21 protein-coding genes are annotated in these 19,348 nt (G+C 68.7%); 16 read left to right on the top strand and 5 right to left on the bottom strand.

The window, feature by feature from the left end; all coding sequences use genetic code 11:
* The first annotated feature begins 30 nt into the window (after nt 1-30).
* From ASF41_RS17200 to ASF41_RS17190, 3 genes are all read left to right on the top strand, one after another.
* Nucleotides 31-1,032 carry an asparaginase gene (locus ASF41_RS17200; RefSeq protein WP_056495306.1) on the top strand — a complete coding sequence of 334 codons (1,002 nt, stop codon included), beginning with the start codon at nt 31-33 and terminating at the stop codon, nt 1,030-1,032.
* A gap of 250 nt (nt 1,033-1,282) precedes the next feature.
* A complete protein-coding gene (locus ASF41_RS17195) occupies nt 1,283-1,555 on the top strand; it encodes a hypothetical protein (RefSeq protein WP_056212321.1) in 273 nt (90 codons plus the stop codon).
* Nucleotides 1,556-1,626: 71 nt separating this feature from the next.
* Entirely contained in the window at nt 1,627-2,253 is a 627-nt protein-coding gene (locus tag ASF41_RS17190; RefSeq protein ID WP_056495303.1) for a DNA-3-methyladenine glycosylase, read from the top strand.
* Here ASF41_RS17190 and ASF41_RS17185 read toward each other — a convergent pair whose 3' ends face one another.
* Complete coding sequence (locus ASF41_RS17185; protein ID WP_056495300.1) at nt 2,254-3,843, bottom strand: amidase family protein; 1,590 nt, start codon at nt 3,841-3,843, stop codon at nt 2,254-2,256.
* Nucleotides 3,844-3,984: 141 nt separating this feature from the next.
* On the opposite strand from ASF41_RS17185, the gene ASF41_RS17180 reads away from it, so the two are divergent.
* From ASF41_RS17180 to ASF41_RS17135, 10 genes are all read left to right on the top strand, one after another.
* Complete coding sequence (locus ASF41_RS17180) at nt 3,985-4,923, top strand: glyoxylate/hydroxypyruvate reductase A (RefSeq protein WP_056495297.1); 939 nt, start codon at nt 3,985-3,987, stop codon at nt 4,921-4,923.
* A gap of 258 nt (nt 4,924-5,181) precedes the next feature.
* The gene (locus ASF41_RS26250) at nt 5,182-5,331 is read left to right on the top strand and encodes a hypothetical protein (RefSeq protein ID WP_156653357.1); all 150 of its coding nucleotides are present in this window, start codon (nt 5,182-5,184) and stop codon (nt 5,329-5,331) included.
* Between the two features lie 578 nt (nt 5,332-5,909).
* Nucleotides 5,910-6,731 carry a fumarylacetoacetate hydrolase family protein gene (locus ASF41_RS17170; RefSeq protein WP_056495294.1) on the top strand — a complete coding sequence of 274 codons (822 nt, stop codon included), beginning with the start codon at nt 5,910-5,912 and terminating at the stop codon, nt 6,729-6,731.
* Nucleotides 6,732-6,822: 91 nt separating this feature from the next.
* A complete protein-coding gene (locus tag ASF41_RS17165; RefSeq protein ID WP_056495291.1) occupies nt 6,823-7,146 on the top strand; it encodes a hypothetical protein in 324 nt (107 codons plus the stop codon).
* 110 nt (nt 7,147-7,256) lie between these two features.
* On the top strand, nt 7,257-8,975 hold the full coding sequence (locus ASF41_RS17160; protein ID WP_056495288.1) for an NAD(P)H-dependent oxidoreductase subunit E: 1,719 nt from the start codon (nt 7,257-7,259) through the stop codon (nt 8,973-8,975).
* A gap of 87 nt (nt 8,976-9,062) precedes the next feature.
* Entirely contained in the window at nt 9,063-12,029 is a 2,967-nt protein-coding gene (gene fdhF, locus ASF41_RS17155) for a formate dehydrogenase subunit alpha (RefSeq protein ID WP_056354730.1), read from the top strand.
* 165 nt (nt 12,030-12,194) lie between these two features.
* On the top strand, nt 12,195-12,407 hold the full coding sequence (locus tag ASF41_RS17150; protein ID WP_056212340.1) for a hypothetical protein: 213 nt from the start codon (nt 12,195-12,197) through the stop codon (nt 12,405-12,407).
* Nucleotides 12,408-12,610: 203 nt separating this feature from the next.
* Complete coding sequence (locus ASF41_RS17145; RefSeq protein ID WP_056354726.1) at nt 12,611-12,898, top strand: hypothetical protein; 288 nt, start codon at nt 12,611-12,613, stop codon at nt 12,896-12,898.
* A 105-nt stretch (nt 12,899-13,003) separates the two neighbouring features.
* Nucleotides 13,004-13,186, top strand: coding sequence for a DUF3606 domain-containing protein (locus tag ASF41_RS17140; protein ID WP_055957170.1), 183 nt, complete (start codon nt 13,004-13,006; stop codon nt 13,184-13,186).
* Between the two features lie 86 nt (nt 13,187-13,272).
* Nucleotides 13,273-13,539, top strand: a complete 267-nt coding sequence (locus ASF41_RS17135) for a DUF6894 family protein (protein ID WP_056495285.1) — start codon at nt 13,273-13,275, stop codon at nt 13,537-13,539.
* 462 nt (nt 13,540-14,001) lie between these two features.
* Here ASF41_RS17135 and ASF41_RS25810 read toward each other — a convergent pair whose 3' ends face one another.
* Nucleotides 14,002-14,163, bottom strand: coding sequence for a hypothetical protein (locus tag ASF41_RS25810; protein ID WP_156394060.1), 162 nt, complete (start codon nt 14,161-14,163; stop codon nt 14,002-14,004).
* A 618-nt stretch (nt 14,164-14,781) separates the two neighbouring features.
* On the opposite strand from ASF41_RS25810, the gene ASF41_RS17130 reads away from it, so the two are divergent.
* Nucleotides 14,782-14,997: a hypothetical protein gene (locus tag ASF41_RS17130; RefSeq protein WP_056354719.1), complete on the top strand. Its 216-nt coding sequence runs from the start codon at nt 14,782-14,784 to the stop codon at nt 14,995-14,997.
* A 660-nt stretch (nt 14,998-15,657) separates the two neighbouring features.
* Here the strand turns inward: ASF41_RS17130 and ASF41_RS17125 are convergent.
* On the bottom strand, nt 15,658-16,011 hold the full coding sequence (locus tag ASF41_RS17125) for a hypothetical protein (RefSeq protein WP_156653356.1): 354 nt from the start codon (nt 16,009-16,011) through the stop codon (nt 15,658-15,660).
* Nucleotides 16,012-16,360: 349 nt separating this feature from the next.
* Between ASF41_RS17125 and ASF41_RS17120 the strand changes: the two genes are divergently transcribed.
* A complete protein-coding gene (locus ASF41_RS17120; protein WP_156653355.1) occupies nt 16,361-17,194 on the top strand; it encodes a hypothetical protein in 834 nt (277 codons plus the stop codon).
* Nucleotides 17,195-17,445: 251 nt separating this feature from the next.
* Nucleotides 17,446-17,919: an NUDIX hydrolase gene (locus ASF41_RS24185; protein ID WP_162242132.1), complete on the top strand. Its 474-nt coding sequence runs from the start codon at nt 17,446-17,448 to the stop codon at nt 17,917-17,919.
* A gap of 474 nt (nt 17,920-18,393) precedes the next feature.
* Here ASF41_RS24185 and ASF41_RS17115 read toward each other — a convergent pair whose 3' ends face one another.
* Together ASF41_RS17115 and ASF41_RS26690 are read right to left on the bottom strand one after the other, a co-directional pair.
* Complete coding sequence (locus ASF41_RS17115) at nt 18,394-18,834, bottom strand: hypothetical protein (RefSeq protein ID WP_056495274.1); 441 nt, start codon at nt 18,832-18,834, stop codon at nt 18,394-18,396.
* Nucleotides 18,835-18,985: 151 nt separating this feature from the next.
* On the bottom strand, nt 18,986-19,348 hold the full coding sequence (locus tag ASF41_RS26690; RefSeq protein ID WP_407067302.1) for a TRADD-N-associated membrane domain-containing protein: 363 nt from the start codon (nt 19,346-19,348) through the stop codon (nt 18,986-18,988).

The raw sequence follows: 19,348 nt of genomic DNA, 5'->3' as shown, positions 1-19,348 counted from the left end.
ACCGTAAACAGGAACGGAGACGACGACACGATGGCGACGCGATCCAAGGTGGCCTTCATCGGCACGGGCGGGACGATCGCGTCCCTCGGCTGGGATTCCCTCGACGTCCTCGACTACACCGCCACCGGGCAACGCCTCGCGGCCGACGCGATCCTCGAGCGGGTGCCCGAGGCGCGCACCGTGGCCGAGGTGGTCGCGGTGCCGTTCCGCGCGGTGGAGAGCCCCGCCATCGGCTTTGCCGAGTGGCGTGCCCTCGCCGCCCTCTGCGCGGAACTCGCGGAGGCCCATCCCGACCTCGCCGGCATCGTGATCGGGCACGGCACCGCGACCCTGGAGGAGACCGCCTACGCGCTCGGCCTCACCCTGACGGTGGCCTGTACGGTGGTCCTCGTCGGGGCCCAGCGCCCGATCAGCGCCCTGTCGAGCGACGCCGGCCTCAACCTCATCGCGGCCCTGCGGGTCGCCGCCGATCCGGCCTCGCGCGGGCGCGGGGTGCTGGTGGTGCTCAACGACGAGATCCAGGCGGCCCGCGAGGTGACGAAGACCTCGGTCGGCCGGCTCCAGACCTTCCGCACGGCGGATTTCGGCGTCCTCGGCCACGTCGATGGACCGCATGTCCGCTACTACCGCCGCCCCGAGCGACGGCACGCCCCGGGCACGCCCTTCACCCTGGAGGGGCGGGCCGCCCTGCCCCGGGTCGACGTCGCCTACGCCTATGCCGACGCGGACGGCACCGCCGTGCGCGCCTTCGTTGCAGCCGGCGCGCAGGGACTCGTCTCGGCGGGCCTCGCCCCCGGCATGACGCCCCCGGGCGAGGCCGACGCCCTGGCCGAGGCCGTGGCCGCCGGGGTGGTGGTGGTCCAGTCCACCCGCGCCGGCAGCGGCGTGGTGCCGGTCACGACCCGCCTGCGCGAACGCGGGATCCTCAGCGCCGACAACCTGACGCCGCAGAAGGCGCGGATCCTGCTCGCGCTGGCGCTGACCCGCACCCGCGATCCGGTCGACATCGCCGCGATGTTCGCGACCTACTGAGCGGCAGGGCGCGCCGTTCGACGGGTGCGGATGGCGCGTGCGGCGTGCCCAAACGCGTCGACGCCGATCGCCCGCAGAGGGCACGCGAAGACGCGCAAACGGAAGGCGGAGCGTCGCCCGAACCACCCGCGCCCGCGCCTATTCCAGCGAAGTCTGTGACCTTTCGGCGTTTCGGCCGTTGATGAGACATGCCGAACCGGTCGCGACGGCGTGACCGGCCATCCCGAACCATCGACGCGAGGTCCTTTTCATGAAGTCATTCGTCATCGCCACCGCCCTCCTCCTCACCCCCGTCGTCCTCGCGGGCACGGCGCAGGCCCAGGGCACCATCCGTGGCGCCGAGCGCGGCGTCGAGGACGGCAACCGCGCGGCCGGCCCGATCGGCGGCGTGGTGGGCGGCGCCGTCGGCGCGGCCACCGGCACGGTCGGCGGCGTCCTCGGTGTCGATCCGGATCGCCGTGAGGACCGGATCGAGCGTCGCGAGGAGCGTACCACCATCACGCGCGAGCGCCGCGACCGCTAAGCCGACCGCCTCGGCCCCGTCTCGGGGCCGAGGCCTTTCCGGGCCTGTCAGCCCAATCCCCGCCGGACCGCATGCGCCCCAATTCCGATCCGCACGCCCACCTCCTGGCCACCGCCCGGGGGTTGTTCCATGCCCTGCACGACGCCCTCGCGCGCCTCGGGCCTGTGCCGGTCGAACCGCCGACCCACGCCCATGTCGCGGACCGCCTCGCCCTCGAGGTCGTGAACCAGCAGATCTCGACCCGCGCCGCGGCAGCCATCTGGGCCCGCGTCGAGGCCGCGGCGCAGCTGCGGAGCGTGGCCCCCCGCGACCTCTTCGTCGAAGCCCATGCCGAGACCCTGCGCGGCTGCGGCCTCTCGGGCGCCAAGGTGCGGGCGGTCCAGGCCATCCGCGCCGCGGACGAGGCGGGCCTGTTCGGCCCCGACCTCGCCACCCTGCCCCACCCGGACCGCGCGGCGATCCTGCGCAGCATCAAGGGCGTGGGCCAGTGGACCGCCGACATGATCGGCATCTTCCACTATCACGACCCGGACATCTGGCCGGCCGGCGACGTCGCCGCCGTCGGCAGCCTCCGGCGCCTGACCGGCTGCACGGACACGCAGGCGTTCACGCGCCCCTTCGCACCCTATCGCTCCCACCTCGCCCGCGCGATGTGGCGGGTGCGTGATCTGGTGCCGGCCCCGACCCGCGCGGCCTGATCAGCGCGCCCCGAGGGGCGGCGTGCTCGCCGGCAGCCGACGCAAGGTCGTCGCCTGCTCGAAGGCGTAGGCGAGACCGAGGAGCTTCGCCTCGCTCCAGGGCTGGCCGAGCAGGTCCATGCCGACCGGCACGCCCTCGGGCGCCATCGCGGTGGCGGCCGAGAACCCGGCGGGGACGTCGATGGCGGGGAAGCCCGTCAACCCCGCGACGATCCCGTTGCGATCCGCCTGGTTGAGTTCGCCGATGGGCACCACGAGCCGCTTCTGCAGCGGGTAGACCAGGGCGTCGAGCTTCTGCGCCGCGAAAACCTCGGTGACATGCGCCTTCAGGGCGGCGATCCGTCCGAGACGGGCCCTGTACTCGGGCTCGGCCATGCCGTCCTGGCGCGCCTCGGCGGCCGTCAGGAACGACTCCAGGGCGGCGCGGTGGAACCGGCCCGAGGCCAGGATGCCGGCGAGATCCTTGTGCGGCGCATTCGGGATCGTGGCCAGATAGCCGTTCATCAGCGCCTTGTACTCGTAGGTCTGAACGTCGTCCTCCCGGTTGAGGGCGTCGGCCTCGAAGGCCGGATCGTCGATCCGCACCAGGGTGGCGCCCGCCGCCTCCAGGGCGTCGAGGGCCGTCTGCATGACGCGGTTGACCTCCGCGTGCTCCGGCTTGGTCCCGAACAGGGCCCGGACGACGCCGAGGCGGGCGCCCTTGAGGGCGTCGGGCTTCAGCGCATCGGCGTAGCTCCGCGCGACCTTACCGATCGCCGCGGCCGTGAGGGGATCGGCCGGGTCGGGGCCGGCCATGGCCTGCAGCAGGGTCGCCGCATCCGCCACCGTGCGGGTGATCGGCCCGATGGCATCCTGCGTCTTCGAGACCGGCATGATGCCCGCGAGGCTGATCAGCCCCTGGGTGACGCGCAGGCCCACGAGGTTGTTGGCCGAGGCGGGCGAGCGGATGGAATTCACGGTGTCGCTGCCGAGCCCCCCGAGGGCGAAGCCGGCAGCCAGCCCCGCGCCGACGCCGCCGCTGGAGCCGCCGGGGGTGCGGGTCAGGTCGTAGGGATTGCGGACCTGTCCCCCCAGCGAACTCACCGAGACCCCGCCGAGGGCGAGTTCCTGCATGTTCGCCTTGGCCAGCACGATGGCGCCGGCGGCGCGCAGGCGGGCCACCGCCGTGGCGTCCTGCGCCGGCTGCGCGCCCGCCAGCGCCGCCGAACCACCGGTCGTCGGCAGTTCGACGGTGTCGTAATTGTCCTTGAGGAGCAGGGGGACGCAGCCGAGGGGCTTGGCCGCGCCCGCCGTGCGATCCGCGTCGTAGGCCTCGGCCTGGGTCAGGGCCTGCGGGTTCAGCGCCCGGATCGCCGCGAGCTTCGGACCGGCCTGATCGTAGGCGGCGATGCGGTCGAGATAGCCCTGGACCAGGTCGCGGCAAGTGATCCGCCCGGAGGCGAGGGCCTCGCGCGCCCCCGCGATCGTCGCTGCCTCGACTCGGAAAGGCGCCGAAGCCGGGTCCTGCGCCGCGACGGGGGCGGCTTGGGCGAGGACCGCGGCCGCGAGGGCGAGGACGCAGGCAGGTCCGGGATAAGCGATCTTGGGCATTGGATTCCGATACGGATCGAAGAGGCCCGCGATCAGGCAGGTTTCGGGCCGGAATGGTCAAGGCGCTTCGTTGACGGCGGGCCGCTCGCGGGTGATCCCGTCGCCCGGCGATATGCCCCGGCCCCGAGGAGATCCGACTCCATGCCCTCCCCCCTCCTTCTCGTGACCAGCCTTCCCGCCGCGGACGAGGCGGCCTGGCGGGACGCCCTGGGCGCCGCCATGCCGGGGGAGCGGATCCAGACGGCCTCCGCGGGCGCCCCGGCGGACGCGGCGGAAGTCGCCATCGTGGCGAACCCGCCGCTGGGGTCCCTCGCGGGCCTGCCGAACCTGCGCTGGATCCAGAGCCTCTGGGCCGGCGTCGACCGCCTCGTCCTCGACGACACGCTGCCCGACGTGCCCGTGCGGCGCCTCGTCGACCCGACCCTGGCGCGCGCCATGGCGGAGGCGGTGGCGGCGGCGGTCCTGCACCTGCACCGCGACTTCCCGCTCTATGCCGCCCAGCAGCGTGCGGGAACGTGGCACCAGCACCCCGTCCGCTTAGCCGGCGCGCGCCGCGTGACGCTCCTCGGCCTCGGCGAGATGGGCCGGGCCGCGGCCGACCTCCTGCGCGCCCTCGGCTTTCCCGTCCGGGGCTGGAGCCGGTCCGGCACCGCGCACGGGACGATCCGGGTCGCCAGCGGCCCGGACGGCTTCGTACAGAGCCTCGCGGCGGCCGACATCCTGGTCAACCTGCTGCCCCTGACCCCGGACACCCGCGGCATCCTGAACGCCGACGCCTTCGGCCACCTGCCGCCGGGCGCCGCCCTGGTGAATTTCGGGCGCGGCGCGCACGTGGTCGAGGACGATCTCCTCGCCGCCCTGGCGACGGGCGCCCTCGGCCACGCCATCCTCGACGTCTTCCCGGAGGAGCCCCTGCCCCCGGATCACCGCCTCTGGACCCATCCGGCGATCACGATCCTGCCCCACGTCGCGGCCCCGACGAACATGGCCTCGGCCGCCGAGCTCGTCGCCGAGGCGGTGGCGGAGTTCCGGCGCACCGGCCGTGCGCCGGCAGGGATCGACCGGAGGCGGGGCTACTGAGGGCCTGCGCCCCCGCGCCACCCGCGTGCGGCGCCTCGGACTCGACCGGAGCGGGGGACGCGGACACGCTTCGTCACGCTGGCGGCAACGGCGCGACAAACGGGCCGGCTATCTCCCGGTTCGAAGCGGCCATCGCCGCTCCGACTTCGGAGACAGACCCATGAAGACCACGATGTTCGCCCTCCTCACCGCCGGCCTGCTCGCGGCGGCCCCGGCCCTCGCCGTCGACGGACACGCAACGCGTCGAACCCCGAGCAGGTGAAGCCGAACCTCGGCACCGTCTCCGGCGGACCGAACCACAGCGACGATCCCCGGGTGCGGGAGACGCAGGACAAGGGTCCCGACGGCAAGCCGCTGCATTCCGACACGGACGGGCATGCCCACGGCCACGGCCACGGCAAGAAATAGTCCCGCCGCCCCGGCCCGACGCCGCCCCCGCTTCCCGCAGGCTCACCCGCCTGCGGGAAGCGGGGGCGAGGGGCGAAGACCCTGGCGCTGCCGGAGGCCGTGAGGACCACCCGCGGCGGCGGCGCCAGGGGAAAGCCCCGACGATGATGAGCGCGAGGGAGCCGCCGTTGCCGCCCAAGGGAGAAGCCGCGTTCGGTGCGCGGGGAAGTCGCCGGCCAGCGCGTCACCGCGGCGTCGCCGTCATGGGCGCCGGTGGCGGGGACATGGGCGCCGGTGGCGGGGACATGGGCGCCGGTGGCGGGGACATGGGCGCCGGTGGCGAGGACATGGGCGCCGCTGGCGAGGACATGGGCGCCGCTGGCGAGGAGGAGTCCCACCCGGGTGACGCGCAGGTGCGCCGGGGCGAAGATCGACAGGGCGGTGGTCGGCACGGAAGGGTGCGGACCGGCGCCGGGCTCGGGCAGGGGCCGGCACACCCCGACCACCGGGCGCGCCGGCTCGAGGGGACGCACTGGGGCGGCGCCGCGTTTACACCGGACAACCACGGCGCGATCATAACCCATCCGAACGGATCTCCCATGACCACGAACAGACGCAACGCCCTCAGGGTCGCGGCCGCGGCCGCCGCCGGCACTGCCCTTCGGTCCACCGGGGCGACCGCCGGGGAAGCCGGGACGGCCCCGGGCGGCGCCGCGCCCCGGCCGCTGTTCGCCCTGCCCCCGGTCACGATCCCCATCGTCGGCAGCGCCGAGGTCTTTCCGGTGCGGCGGATCTACTGCATCGGGCGCAACTACGCCGCCCATGCCCGCGAGATGGGTTCGGACCCGACGCGCGAGCCGCCGTTCTTCTTCCAGAAGCCCACGGACGCGATCCAGGTCGTGCCCGTCGGCCACGTGGCCGACCACCCCTACCCGTCCCTGACCCGGAACTACCACCACGAGCTCGAACTGGTGGCCGCCCTCGCGTCGGGAGGCCGCAACATCCCGAAGGAGGCCGCCCTCGACCATGTCTACGCCTACGCGATCGGCCTCGACATGACGCGGCGCGACCTGCAGCGCCGCATGGGCGACCAGAAGAAGCCCTGGGAGATCGGCAAGAGCTTCGACCAGGCGGCGCCGATCGGGCCCCTGCATCCGGTCTCGGCCCTCGGCCACCCGGTGCGCGGCGCCATCCGCCTCAGCGTGAACGGCACGGTCCGCCAGGACGCCGACCTGTCGCAGATGATCTGGTCGGTGGCCGAGCAGATCGCCAACCTGTCCGAGGCCTTCGAGCTGAAGGCCGGCGATCTGATCTATTCGGGCACGCCGGAGAATGTCGGGCCGGTGGTGCCGGGCGACGTGCTCCTCGGGCAGATCGCCGGCCTGCCCGACCTGTCGATCCGCATCACCGACCGGGCCTGACCGCCCGTCGTCGGCGCGATGACGAAACCGCGCGGCTGAATGGCCGCGCCGCGCGTTGATGCCCCGACACTCGCGACTTGGAGCCGCATCGATGACCGAATCCCACACCGTATCCACAGCCGATTGGGCCGGGATCGTCGCCCAGGGCTACGCCGACGCGGCGGCACCGCCGCTGACGCCGGAATTGCTGGAGACGGTTCGGGAAACCCTGCGCGGGGCCGGCCTCGACCGTCCCCAGGCGGAGTCCCTCGATGCCGCCACCGTGGCGCGGGTCAACGAGGCCCTGGACGCCTTCGAACTCGAGATCAACGCCGTGGTCGGGCCGCGCGTCGCCGCGCTGCCGGCCGGTGCGCCGCCGTCCTTCGTCCAGCGCTCGGAGGCCGGGCGGCCGCTGCGCGCGTTCGGCGGCCAGTGACGCGCGACCAAATTCACTTCCGAATTTTTCTCATGTGCTGCTATGGGGAGGCCTATAAGAACACTGCGCAGAATCTGGTATTTTGAATACCAAAGGGGTAGGATGAACGCATGAGCGCGCATGACATCGGCGAGGTTCGCCGCTTCGAGCACCCTGGCAAGGGACGCAACCGAGCCAGGCCCGTCCCCAAGGGACGGCAGGTCGAACCCGTGGCCAAGGTCGAGATCGAGCGCCTGCTGGGCGATCGGTCGCGGCAGCGCGACCTGCTGATCGAGCACCTGCACCTCGTCCAGGACACCTACGGGCGGATCAGCGCCGCCCACCTGGCGGCCCTGGCCGACGAGATGAGCCTGGCCTTCGCCGAGGTGTTCGAGACGGCGACGTTCTACGCGCATTTCGACGTGCTCAAGGACGGCGACGCCGATTTGCCGGCCCTCACCGTGCGCGTCTGCGACAGCCTCACCTGCGCGATGTTCGGCGCCGAGCCCCTGCTGGAAGCCCTGCGCGAGACCCTCGGCAGCGGGGTGCGCGTGGTGCGCGCGCCCTGCGTCGGCCTGTGCGACCACGCCCCGGCGGTCGAGGTCGGCCACAACTTCCTGCACAAGGCGGACGTCGCCAGCGTCACGGCGGCCGTCGAGGCCGGTGACACCCACGCCCACCTGCCCGCCTATCCCCATTACGACGCCTACCGTGCGGGGGGCGGCTACGCCGTCCTCGACCGGCTGCGCTCCGGCGAGCTTGGCATCGACGCCATCCTGCAGGTCCTCGACGATGGCGGCCTGCGCGGCCTCGGCGGCGCCGGCTTCCCCACGGGGCGCAAGTGGCGCTCGGTGCGCGGCGAGCCCGGTCCCCGCCTCATGGCGGTGAACGGCGACGAGGGCGAGCCCGGCACTTTCAAGGACCAGCTCTACCTCAACGCCGATCCGCACCGCTTCCTCGAGGGCATGCTGATCGGCGCCCACGTGGTGGAAGCAGCCGACGTCTACATCTACCTGCGCGACGAGTACCCGATTTCCCGCGAGATCCTGGCCCGCGAGATCGCCCGGCTCCCCGCCGGCGGCCCGCGCATCCACCTGCGCCGGGGTGCGGGCGCCTATATCTGCGGCGAGGAATCCTCGCTGATCGAGTCCCTGGAGGGCAAGCGCGGGCTACCGCGGCACAAGCCGCCCTTCCCGTTCCAGGTTGGCCTGTTCAACCGGCCGACCCTGATCAACAACGTCGAGACGCTCTACTGGGTCAGGGACCTGATCGAGAAGGGCGCCGATTGGTGGAAGAGCCACGGCCGCAACGGCCGGGTCGGCCTGCGCTCCTACTCGGTGTCGGGGCGCGTGAAGGAGCCGGGCGTCAAGCTCGCCCCCGCCGGCCTTACCATCCGGGAGCTGATCGAAGAATATTGCGGCGGAATCAGCGAGGGGCACCGCTTCGCGGCCTACCTGCCGGGCGGCGCCTCGGGCGGCATCCTGCCGGCCAGCATGGACGACATCCCCCTCGATTTCGGCACCCTCGAGAAATACGGCTGCTTCATCGGCTCGGCCGCCGTCATCGTCCTGTCGGACCAGGACGATGTGCGCGGCGCGGCCCTGAACCTGATGCGGTTCTTCGAAGACGAGTCCTGCGGGCAGTGCACGCCCTGCCGCTCCGGCACGCAGAAGGCGCGCGTGATGATGGAGAACGACGTGTGGGACACCGATCTCCTCGGCGAGCTTTCGCAGTGCATGCGCGACGCCTCGATCTGCGGCCTGGGCCAGGCGGCGTCGAACCCGCTCACCACCGTGATCAAGTACTTCCCGGACCTGTTCCCGTCGCCGCAGCGGATCGCGGCTGAATAGCGATCCATCCCCGATCCGACGGCGCGGCTGCCCCCTCGCGGCAGCGGCCCGACCCCGATTTTCCTGCGCCATGACTGGAGCGGAACCATGAGCAGCGGCACACAGAACAGTGGTCTCAGCGGAGCCCACGCCACCACCCCCACCGGCCCCCAGGATGCGGGCGGCAAGGCGGACGGCGCCAACCCGGGCGCCGGGAGCACCTATTCCGAGGGCACCCAGTCGGGCGGCCAGGCGGGTCCGGCCCCGAGCGGCACCTTCGGCCTCAAGGAGATGCCGGCCGGAATCCCGGGCGTGATCTTCGAGTTCGACGGGCAACAGGTCGAGGCCGCCCCAGGCGAGACGATCTGGGCCGTCGCCCAGCGGCTGGGCACGCACATCCCCCACCTCTGCCACAAGCCCGCCCCGGGCTACCGGCCGGACGGCAATTGCCGCGCCTGCATGGTCGAGATCGAGGGCGAGCGCGTGCTCGCCGCCTCGTGCAAGCGGGTGCCGGGCGTCGGCATGAAGGTGAAGTCCGCCTCGGAGCGGGCGACCAAGGCCCGGGCCATGGTGATGGAGCTCCTCGTGGCCGACCAGCCGGCCCGGGAGATCTCGCACGACCCGACCTCGCATTTCTGGGCGCAGGCCGACCATGTCGCGGTCACCGAGAGCCGCTTCCCGGCCGCCCAGCGCTGGGAGGGCGACTGGAGCCACCCGGCCATGCGGGTCAACCTCGACGCCTGCATCCAGTGCAACCTCTGCGTCCGCGCCTGTCGCGAGGTGCAGGTCAACGACGTCATCGGCATGGCCTACCGTTCGGCGGACGCCAAGGTGGTGTTCGACTTCGACGACCCGATGGGCCAGTCGACCTGCGTCGGCTGCGGCGAGTGCGTCCAGGCCTGCCCGACCGGCGCGCTGATGCCGTCGGCCTACCTCGACGACAGTCAGACCCGCACCGTCTATCCCGACCGCGAGGTGGACTCGCTCTGCCCCTATTGCGGCGTCGGCTGCCAGGTCTCCTACAAGGTCAAGGACGACAAGATCGTCTACGCCGAGGGGCGTGACGGACCGGCCAACCAGAACCGCCTCTGCGTGAAGGGCCGCTTCGGGTTCGACTACGTCCACCACCCCCACCGGCTGACCAAGCCCCTGATCCGCCTCGACAACGTGGCCAAGGATGCCAACGACCAGGTCGATCCGGCCAATCCCTGGACCCATTTCCGCGAGGCGACCTGGGACGAGGCGCTGGAGCGCGCCGCCGGCGGCCTCAAAAAGATCCGCGACACCGTCGGCCGCAAGGCGCTGGCGGGCTTCGGCTCCGCCAAGGGCTCGAACGAGGAGGCCTACCTCTTCCAGAAGCTGGTACGTCTCGGCTTCGGCTCGAACAACGTCGACCACTGCACCCGGCTCTGCCACGCCTCCTCGGTGGCGGCCCTGATGGAAGGCCTGAATTCCGGCGCCGTCTCGGCCCCGTTCTCGGCGGCCCTCGACGCCGAGGTCATCGTCATCATCGGCGCCAACCCGACGGTGAACCACCCGGTGGCCGCGACCTTCATCAAGAACGCGGTCAAGGAGCGCGGCGCCAAGCTGATCATCATGGATCCGCGCCGGCAGGTCCTGTCCCGGCACGCCTACAAGCACCTCGCCTTCAAACCGGGCTCCGACGTGGCGATGCTGAACGCCATGCTCAACGTCATCGTGACGGAGAAGCTCTACGACGAGCAGTACATCGCCGGGTACACCGAGAACTTCGAGGCGCTCAAGGAGCGCATCGTCGAGTTCACGCCGGAGAAGATGGCTCCGGTCTGCGGCATCGACGCGGAGACCCTGCGCGAGGTGGCCCGCCTCTACGCCCGCTCCCGGGCCTCGATCATCTTCTGGGGCATGGGCGTCAGCCAGCACGTCCACGGCACCGACAACTCGCGCTGCCTGATCGCGCTCGCCCTCACCACGGGCCAGATCGGCCGCCCCGGCACCGGCCTGCACCCCCTGCGCGGCCAGAACAACGTCCAGGGCGCCTCCGATGCCGGCCTGATCCCGATGGTCTATCCGGACTACCAGTCGGTGGAGAACGAGACCGTCCGCGACCTGTTCGAGACGTTCTGGGGCCAGTCCCTCGATCCGAAGAACGGCCTGACCGTGGTCGAGATCATGCGCGCCATCCACACGGGCGAGATCAAGGGCATGTTCGTCGAGGGCGAGAACCCCGCGATGTCGGACCCCGACCTCAACCACGCCCGGCACGCGCTCGCCATGCTCGACCACCTGGTGGTGCAGGACCTGTTCCTGACCGAGACCGCCTTCCACGCCGACGTGGTGCTGCCGGCCTCCGCCTTCGCCGAGAAGGCGGGCAGCTTCACCAACACCGACCGGCGCGTGCAGATCGCCAAGCCCGTCGTCCCGCCGCCGGGCGACGCCCGCCAGGATTGGTGGATCCTGCAGGAGCTCGCCCGACGCCTCGGCCTCGACTGGACCTATACCGGCCCCGCCGACATCTTCACCGAGATGGCCCAGGTGATGCCCTCCCTGAAGAACATCACCTGGGAGCGGCTGGAGCGCGAGGGCGCCGTGACCTACCCGGTCGACGGTCCCGATCAGCCCGGCAACGAGATCATCTTCTACGCCGGCTTCCCCACGGCGAGCGGGCGGGCCAAGATCGTGCCGGCCCACATCGTGCCGCCGGACGAGGTGCCCGACACCGAGTACCCGATGGTGCTCTCCACGGGCCGCGTGCTGGAGCACTGGCACACCGGCTCGATGACCCGGCGCTCGGGCGTCCTCGACGCCCTGGAGCCGGAGGCGGTGGCCTTCATGGCGCCGAAGGAGCTCTACCGCCTCGGCCTGGAGCCCGGCGACACCATGCGCCTGGAGACCCGCCGCGGCGCGGTGGAGCTCAAGGTCCGGTCCGACCGCGACGTGCCGGTGGGCATGATCTTCATGCCGTTCTGCTACGCCGAGGCCGCCGCCAACCTCCTGACCAATCCAGCCCTCGATCCCATGGGCAAGATCCCGGAGTTCAAGTTCTGCGCCGCCCGGGTCGAGGCGGTCCGGCCCCGGCAGATCGCCGCCGAGTAGGGCGGGCGCCCCTCACCACGCGACGGCCGGGGGCCGGAGGCGACGCGCATCGGCGTCGCCTCCGGCCCCTTTTTCGAGGGCGGGGCGGCCTTCGCCTGGGGAAGGCCCTGAACCGATGCCAAGGTTGGCCGTTGGTCCTCGCCGACCGCGATCCGAGGAGCCTCGATGTCCCACAGTCCTGATTCCCACGCCGGAGAGTCGGTGGCCGTCACCTTCCGGGGGCGCGGCTTCGCCCGCCTGCGCGGCCAGACGCTGTCCGTGCTGGTCTGCCCCCGCTGCTCGCAGCGCAACGCACCGAAGGTCGCCGACAAGGGCTACTGCCACTGGTGCGCCTACGAGCCCTCCCGCGAGGACATCGAGCCGGCCCAGGCGGCCTGAGCCGGCGCCTGCGCCTTAAACCCTGCAGCGCGGACAGGAACAGCCGCGGCTCCCGGATGCGCGGGGCGTCAGACGGGATGCCGGCCCGTCCGTAGCGATGGGGCCCCGGCGGCCTGGTGTCGTCCCCGCCGCGTCCAGAACCATCGGCGTCAGCGTGGCGTTACCCGAGGCGTGCATCACGCCAATCATTCGGGAGAAACGCCATGAAGGCCCTCGCACTCGCCCTCGCCGGCACCTTCGCCAGCACCCTCGCCCTCGGGTCGGTCGCCTTCGCGGCCGAGGGCGGCTCCGGCACCACCCGGTCCGGGACCATGAACACCACCGGTCCGAACGATGCCGGGGCCGGCTCCTCCCCGGGCGCGGCCGGCAGCGGCCCCTCGACCGGGGACAAGAGCCGGTCCGGCACCTCCAACAGCACCGGCGCCAACGATGCCGGATCCGGCGCCTCGCCGGGTGCCGCGGGCAAGGGCACCGGAGCGCCCACCCGCTGATCCGCGACGCGGCGCGCGAGGGCGCGCGCCGCAGGCTCGCCCCGGGCGGCCCGGCACCCCATATCGGTGCCGCGCCGCCCGGCGGCCGCGCGGACGGGAATGGACATGGCTGGCCTCAAGGACAAACGCGGCTTCATCGACAAGGATCGCCTCGACCTCTCGGAGCGCAAGGCGGTGGAGTTCTGGATGAAGCGCTGGGGCGTCACCCAGGACCAACTCGCCGCCGCCCACCGCAAGGTCGGCCGGATGACGAAGGACATCGCGGCCGAACTGGGCAAGAAGCGCTAGCGACCGGCCCGCGCCCGCCCGCGCGCCCCTATCTTCCCGCGCAGGTCATGCGCGCGGGTCACCGCGCCGAACGGGAGCCGGCTTCGATGCCACGCTACTACTTCCATACGCATATCGGGGACGATGTGGTGGTGGACCCGGACGGCCGGGACCTGTCGAGCCCGGACGCCGCCTGGGCCGCGGCCCAGATCCTGGCCCGGCAGCTCCTCCAGGGCGCCGACAGCGACCCGCAGCTCCTGCGCGCGGTGCTGTTCGTGGAGGACCAGACCGGAGAGATCGTGCTGGAGTTTCCCCTGATCGAAGCCCTCGGGATCGAACCCCTGTCCGACCCGCCGGACGGTACGCGGCACTGAGGCCGTCGGAGCGCCCCGGCGCGCGATCGATTTGGAGCAGGGGCCGAGACGGGCCAGGACAGGTCTCGTCAGGAACAGCGTCTCGCCGGGCACCCCGTTCCAGGACTCTGCGAGTCCTGGCGGAGTCCCGCCAGCGTCTTGGTCACGGTCACGTGAGTCCCGCGCGGCGCGATCGGCTGCCGATCCACCATCAAAAGCTTGCGAGGGTGGTCTTAAAAGCACAGCCTTCACGTTCGCACATTCGATTCCACAACGCGCATTGCGCATTTCCCATGGTCGTAACAGCATGCTCCGCAGCCGTGCCGTCCGTGCGCGGAGAGGAAGCGCAAGACGCCATGTTCGCCTACGTCACGATCCATCTTGCGTGCTTCGCGCTCGTGCTGGAGATGGCCGGCCGCGCACCGCTCTGGCCCGACGAAGTGCCGGTTAGCCCGCGCCGCTGAGCGCCAGCAGCCCGCGCAGCTAGGCGCCGATCAGCCAGAGCGCTCCCCAGCCCAACAGCCCGACCCATCCCAGTTCCAAGACGGCAAGTGACCCCAGAACGATGGGGGTCAGGTAATCGCGGGGGGGCTTGCCTTCTGCGGACGTGGTGTCAGCCGTCGCGGCCAGGGCTTGTTCCGCCATGAGCATGTCCGATGTGAGAGGTGGATGTGTCCGTAACGCGGTCCCGTCGGAACCGTTTCAAAGTTTATCCAAAATTGGGTTCAAGTTCCGCGCCGGGCAACCATTGCGGCAAAACTGCGACACGAACCGTTTTCGTACGCGGGTGCTGTCCCTCGACAATCTCCACCGGTCCATCGGGCGGTTTATCCCGGTTGATTGCGGCGGCGCTCTTGCGGTTGTGATCGCGACCGACCCGCGGCTCGTCGCCAGCGCGCCCTCCGAGCAGGTGGTCGCGGGGCGTCGGCTCCCCATGCGACACCGCACGAGGTGTCCTGCCGGGGGTCAGCGAAGGTCGTGGCGGCCCACGCGTCGAAACCGGAGATCCCCCACCAGGCGGCCCGGCCCCGGCGATGCCGTGAGGCCCCCGCATCCGGCCGGACCGGAGGGCGCACCACCGGGGCGCGGCACCTGGACTTGCCCGCGTCCGCTTGCCCCCTGAGCCCAGGGCGCTACCCTGTCGCGCATCAGGTGCGATCGAAGGCGCCGCGTGCGCCTCCGTTCCCGGACAGCGCGCGACGGGGCACAGGCAGGAAGGGACCTGGGATGAGAGATGAGGTTCGGTACCCGCAGGTCATTCCCATGGTGCAGGCCGTGCTCGACACCCTCCGGGCGGGCATCGCGGCGGAGGAAGCGGCCGCGTCGGAGCTCGCCGCACTGGCCGACACGATGCGCGACGCGCAACCGGAGACGGCGACCGCGATCCTCACGACGAGCCGCAACCATGCCATCAAAGCGCTGGCGCTGCGCGGCAGGCGGGCGGCGCTCCTGGCAGAGTACGGTCTGGAGTCGATGTGATCTCCGCGCGCCGCACCGGCGCGGCGGCCGCGATCTCCGGCAGGCCCCGGGCGTAGAGCTTCGCCACGGCGGACCAGAAGCGCCCGGCATCCTCACCCTGGAGGAGGCGCAGGCGCCGATCGATGGCCTCGCGCGCCGCCTTCGCCATCGCGTCCAGGTCTTCGGCGGCTTCGAGCAGCAACGACATCGCGGCATCCTCATGCTGTGACGCACCATGGGGAACGTCCGCGCCGCACGAACCGATCCCTCGCGGGAAAGGCGGGCGCCCAACGGCGCCGCCGGACACCCGCGGGCCGCCTTGTCGGCCGAGCCGAATGTCCGTCCCGACGAGGACCCGGCGCGGGAAGCCGCCCGGTCCCGGGCCCGAGGGGGAACGACCCGACGACGCCTTGGCCCGGGAGGCCGACGGTCCTGGTGCCGGTGTGCGTGGGATCCTGGAGCGGAGAAGTCGGACCGCCTCGTCGGACGGCGGAGCCTGAAGGGCTTGCGGCGCAGAGCCGGGGAACAGCCTGCCTGTCTCGACCACCGGATTCGGCTTGAGTTTCTGAGCGGTCGACGCGTCTCAGAACATGGGTGCCCGGACAAATCGTCGACGAATTCAACGAAACCAATGGCCGAAGGCTCAGGTGCGGGACAACGGGTACCTCTGATCTGCGAGGGCTATTTCCCGAGCCTCCCGCACGTCTGTCCGGCGACAACGGGCAGAAAATCGCCAGATCTCGTAGGTGCAGCAATCGATCGTTTGATCGACAGTGCGACCCTTTTGATGACCTGACGGCCGGAACGATAGGCGAGCTTACTCCACCAGGGATCAAGGTCGTCGCCCTCAGAAGCGGGCGCGGGATCGTCGCCGGCCAGCGCGACACAAGGCGCGGCATGGCGCTGAACCGACACCGGCGTACCCGTGAGCCCGATACTCACGTCTTGCTTGACGAGCAACGTGAATCGGTCGTCAAGGCGCGCGTCGGTGACGAACTCCCGGTAGGCCGCCCGGCTCCAGCCCAGCGTCGCCACGAACACTCGGGAGGGTCGGGCGCTTTTCGGGAAAGGTTTCGCGTCGCCGGAAGCGACGACTCTGAAGCAACATTGCGGCGCCGGACATGTGTTCGCTGTGGACGGAATTAACTCAGGTTATTTTTCGCCTACTATCGCGAGGGCACGGTTGTATTGCACGAAAGACACAGGTTGCGATCGTAACGAATCGGCAATCCTCTGCTTGGTATACAAAGTGAATTCTACCGGACTATTGAGACTTCCGACTCGGTGCGAGAGCGCAGAGCGCTAGTTACGCTTCAGCCACAATTCCCATGGGCCCTCGATGAGCGATCCAACACACAAGCCACCCCACGCAGTCGCAGGTGGCTTGAAGGCCGAAGCAGCGATGGGCCTCCAGCCTGAGAAATCGTCGAGCCCGATGCGGCGACTGGTCGAATACGTTGTCGACAGCTTTCGTGACTTCAGCGAAGCGCACGGCCTCCGGTGGGATCAGATCAGGCTCCAGCAAGCGGACGTGGCCATCACGGTTGCAGAGATGGCGCGCAGGCAACTTGAAGCGGACCGGATCGCGATTCAGCCAGTTGCGCCCAAGGTTCTGGTGCCCCTCATCGAGAAAGCCTCGCTGGAGGCGCCGGAGGGTGAGATGGTCCAGCGATGGGCGAGCCTCCTCGCCAGAGCGGCGTCTCCCGGAGGTCTTCCCCCACGGCTCATCCAGATCATCTCTGAATTGGAGGTCCGACAGGTGGCATTGCTTGAGCGCGCCACCATCAACGGCTTCGAAATGTTCAAGAATCCCCGACAGGTGCTTCGGGATTCGGCCGTCGAGCTTGGATCGAACCAGATTGAGGCGATCATCGACAGCGTTCTTTGCGACGATGACGCGACTCCCGAAAGCATCATCGAAGCCTTTGTTTTTTCGCTCGAGCGCCCGGGCGCCCTGTATCTGGCCAGCTCCGTGTTCAGCGACCGGACGGAACGGTATGACTTGCGCGTTCCGGACCTCGATGTCGTCGAACGGGACATCGCGATCTGCGAGAGCCTCGGTTTGATGAAACTCGTTCGGGTGCCGGTGTCCTTCGATCTCAACGAGGACCGGTTCCAGGGCCAACTGTCGTTCTGCCATCTCACGGCACTCGGCATCGAACTCGTGGAAGCCTGCGCGCCACAGGTCGTCACGACCCTCGAAGCGACGCAGAATTAAACATCTGGTCCAGCGATCGGCGATTCTGATGAAGCCCAAACCGCTTCAAACTGGACGTTGATCTGGATCTACTTCCCCGAGGATGTGATCCAGAAGGCGAATTCGACGCAGATCGGCTTGCTAAGTGCCCGATCTGGAACAAAGTGGGCGGCCCCCCTTCTGGATGCTGATCACCTCTAGGCTGGTTCCGTCACGCCACAAAGCCTTAACTCTTATAGAAACAGAACGTAGATATGAAGGTCCAACCATTAATGACCTTTCTAGACCGATGCTACCAAACCGCACTAAGCTTTGTTTTTCTGAACCTGCGTATTTGGTGGTTTATCCGTCGCCCAAATCATCATGGAGTCCTCGTGATGATTTGGTTTCAAGATCAAGTTTTGTTAGTGCGCAACTCCTACCAGCCGTGTTGGTCGGCGCCCGGAGGGGCAATCGAAGCGTCGGAAAGTTCGATTGAAGCAGCCATTAGAGAATGCAAAGAAGAAATCAAACTTGATATTAATCAGACCGAATTGGTATTTATTCGAGATATTGAGTATAATTTTCGGTCTCGCGCAGACAAAGTAAGTTTGTTTGAGTGGCACCCAAAGGACAGGCCCTTTATAAAAATCGATAACCGCGAAATTATTGAAGCAAGGTGGTTCTCGCCGAGCAGCACTCATACCTTAAATCTTATTACCCACTTGTCGTCATATATCAAAGACACACGTTTTATGAAAAACTAAATATGATTTCTCATATTTGAAACTACACTTGCATTCGCGTCCATATCCATTAGGAATTTCTGACTAGACATTAATAACAGTATTCCAGTTCATAATATAAAATAAAGGATATCACTCAGCAGAGCATGCGATCAATTCCTACAATTATCGCGCACTATAATAATCTTTTTATTTATCTTATAGCACAAACCCTATTTAAATTTGTCGTGCGCGCGTTCCATGCTCCGATCGGCCCTATCACGGCGTTGAAGACGTCGGCCATCGGCGGGCAATGAAGGGGATCTCGTGGCCGCGGTGGACGCAGATCTCGCCGCGGAGCGAGCCTCGGCCTGGACCTCGGTCGATCCCGAGCCGCACACCGGGTCCATCGCGTGACCTGACCGGCTGGCTTTGGACCGGGCTGATTGAGAGGATCAGCCAGGACCGAAGGAACTCAACATGAAGCGAGGTCCGTAGACGTGTGGTGACACGGTGTCATCCAGGCAGGCGGCTGTACGCGGACCCAATGACGATGGCCCGCCCGAGGACGAACATGCAGGCGCCAATGATGGCCAGAACGCGACACAGGCGCTCCCGCCGATGCAGTGCTTGGAGGAGGAGGTAGAACAGGACGTAGGCGGCGGGCACCACCAAGACCCACGCCATGATGGTGATGACCAGCGACTGGGACCGGTCCAGATCGTAGCCCAGCAGGGCGGCTAGCGCGAAACCGCCGAGCACCACCAGGAGCACAACGGAGCCGGGCGGAATGGGCCCGAACTCGGGATCGAACCAGACCGTCCTCAGCCAAGCGTTGAGCCGGCCCATGCCCTGGAAGACAGACTGAAGGCGGCGCAGCCCGAGAACCTCAGGCGTCACGAGGAAGAAAGCCGCCAGTTCGAGGAGGGCGACGAGGAGGTCTAGCTGCGGAGGCACGGGCCGGCATATAGGCGCGGCCAGCGCTGGGACCTAGGGGCGCCCTCACGTTCGGCCTGAGGCCCACCCGGGGCACCCATACGGGGGGAAAGCCCGCCGCTGCGTGTCATGTATGCCCCCTCGCATGAGTGACCCCGTGGGTAGTTGAGAGCTACCGTGAACCGTCCAGAAGTTTGTCGATGCCAGAGTATTTTAGTATCAGTTGAGACCGAAGCTGATCCCTCATAGGCACGCTCTCTATTTCTGCTATCATTTCCCGGGCTTCCGCATTCAACCGATCCAATCTAAGCTTCTCAAAAAACTCGCTCATGGACTTCTGTGCGTTAGTTGATTGGACAAAAAACCGCACCGATATGGCGTCTATTATCGCACCACTAGCGACTTTCACGACTGTTCCAGCAATGTCACTCGAAGTGTGCGAGACGAACGCAAACAGGAGAACGCTAAACCCTATTGATGCAAATATTATACTGAACCAGAAACTAATATTCGCACGGGCAAGCGCCTGTAACAG

Origin of the sequence: Methylobacterium sp. Leaf111 (genome assembly GCF_001423285.1) — a bacterium.
Taxonomy (GTDB): Bacteria; Pseudomonadota; Alphaproteobacteria; order Rhizobiales; family Beijerinckiaceae; genus Methylobacterium.
This window is presented reverse-complemented; position numbering and strand designations above follow the sequence as displayed.

Bases quoted from the DNA above. Each gene is read 5' to 3' on its own strand.
- ASF41_RS17200 (WP_056495306.1), top strand. From the start codon at position 31: ATGGCGACGCGATCCAAGGTGGCCTTCATCGGCACGGGCGGGACGATC.
- ASF41_RS17195 (WP_056212321.1), top strand. From the start codon at position 1,283: ATGAAGTCATTCGTCATCGCCACCGCCCTCCTCCTCACCCCCGTCGTC.
- ASF41_RS17190 (WP_056495303.1), top strand. From the start codon at position 1,627: ATGCGCCCCAATTCCGATCCGCACGCCCACCTCCTGGCCACCGCCCGG.
- ASF41_RS17185 (WP_056495300.1), bottom strand. From the start codon at position 3,843: ATGCCCAAGATCGCTTATCCCGGACCTGCCTGCGTCCTCGCCCTCGCG.
- ASF41_RS17180 (WP_056495297.1), top strand. From the start codon at position 3,985: ATGCCCTCCCCCCTCCTTCTCGTGACCAGCCTTCCCGCCGCGGACGAG.
- ASF41_RS17170 (WP_056495294.1), top strand. From the start codon at position 5,910: ATGACCACGAACAGACGCAACGCCCTCAGGGTCGCGGCCGCGGCCGCC.
- ASF41_RS17165 (WP_056495291.1), top strand. From the start codon at position 6,823: ATGACCGAATCCCACACCGTATCCACAGCCGATTGGGCCGGGATCGTC.
- ASF41_RS17160 (WP_056495288.1), top strand. From the start codon at position 7,257: ATGAGCGCGCATGACATCGGCGAGGTTCGCCGCTTCGAGCACCCTGGC.
- fdhF (WP_056354730.1), top strand. From the start codon at position 9,063: ATGAGCAGCGGCACACAGAACAGTGGTCTCAGCGGAGCCCACGCCACC.
- ASF41_RS17150 (WP_056212340.1), top strand. From the start codon at position 12,195: ATGTCCCACAGTCCTGATTCCCACGCCGGAGAGTCGGTGGCCGTCACC.
- ASF41_RS17145 (WP_056354726.1), top strand. From the start codon at position 12,611: ATGAAGGCCCTCGCACTCGCCCTCGCCGGCACCTTCGCCAGCACCCTC.
- ASF41_RS17140 (WP_055957170.1), top strand. From the start codon at position 13,004: ATGGCTGGCCTCAAGGACAAACGCGGCTTCATCGACAAGGATCGCCTC.
- ASF41_RS17135 (WP_056495285.1), top strand. From the start codon at position 13,273: ATGCCACGCTACTACTTCCATACGCATATCGGGGACGATGTGGTGGTG.
- ASF41_RS25810 (WP_156394060.1), bottom strand. From the start codon at position 14,163: ATGGCGGAACAAGCCCTGGCCGCGACGGCTGACACCACGTCCGCAGAA.
- ASF41_RS17130 (WP_056354719.1), top strand. From the start codon at position 14,782: ATGGTGCAGGCCGTGCTCGACACCCTCCGGGCGGGCATCGCGGCGGAG.
- ASF41_RS24185 (WP_162242132.1), top strand. From the start codon at position 17,446: ATGACCTTTCTAGACCGATGCTACCAAACCGCACTAAGCTTTGTTTTT.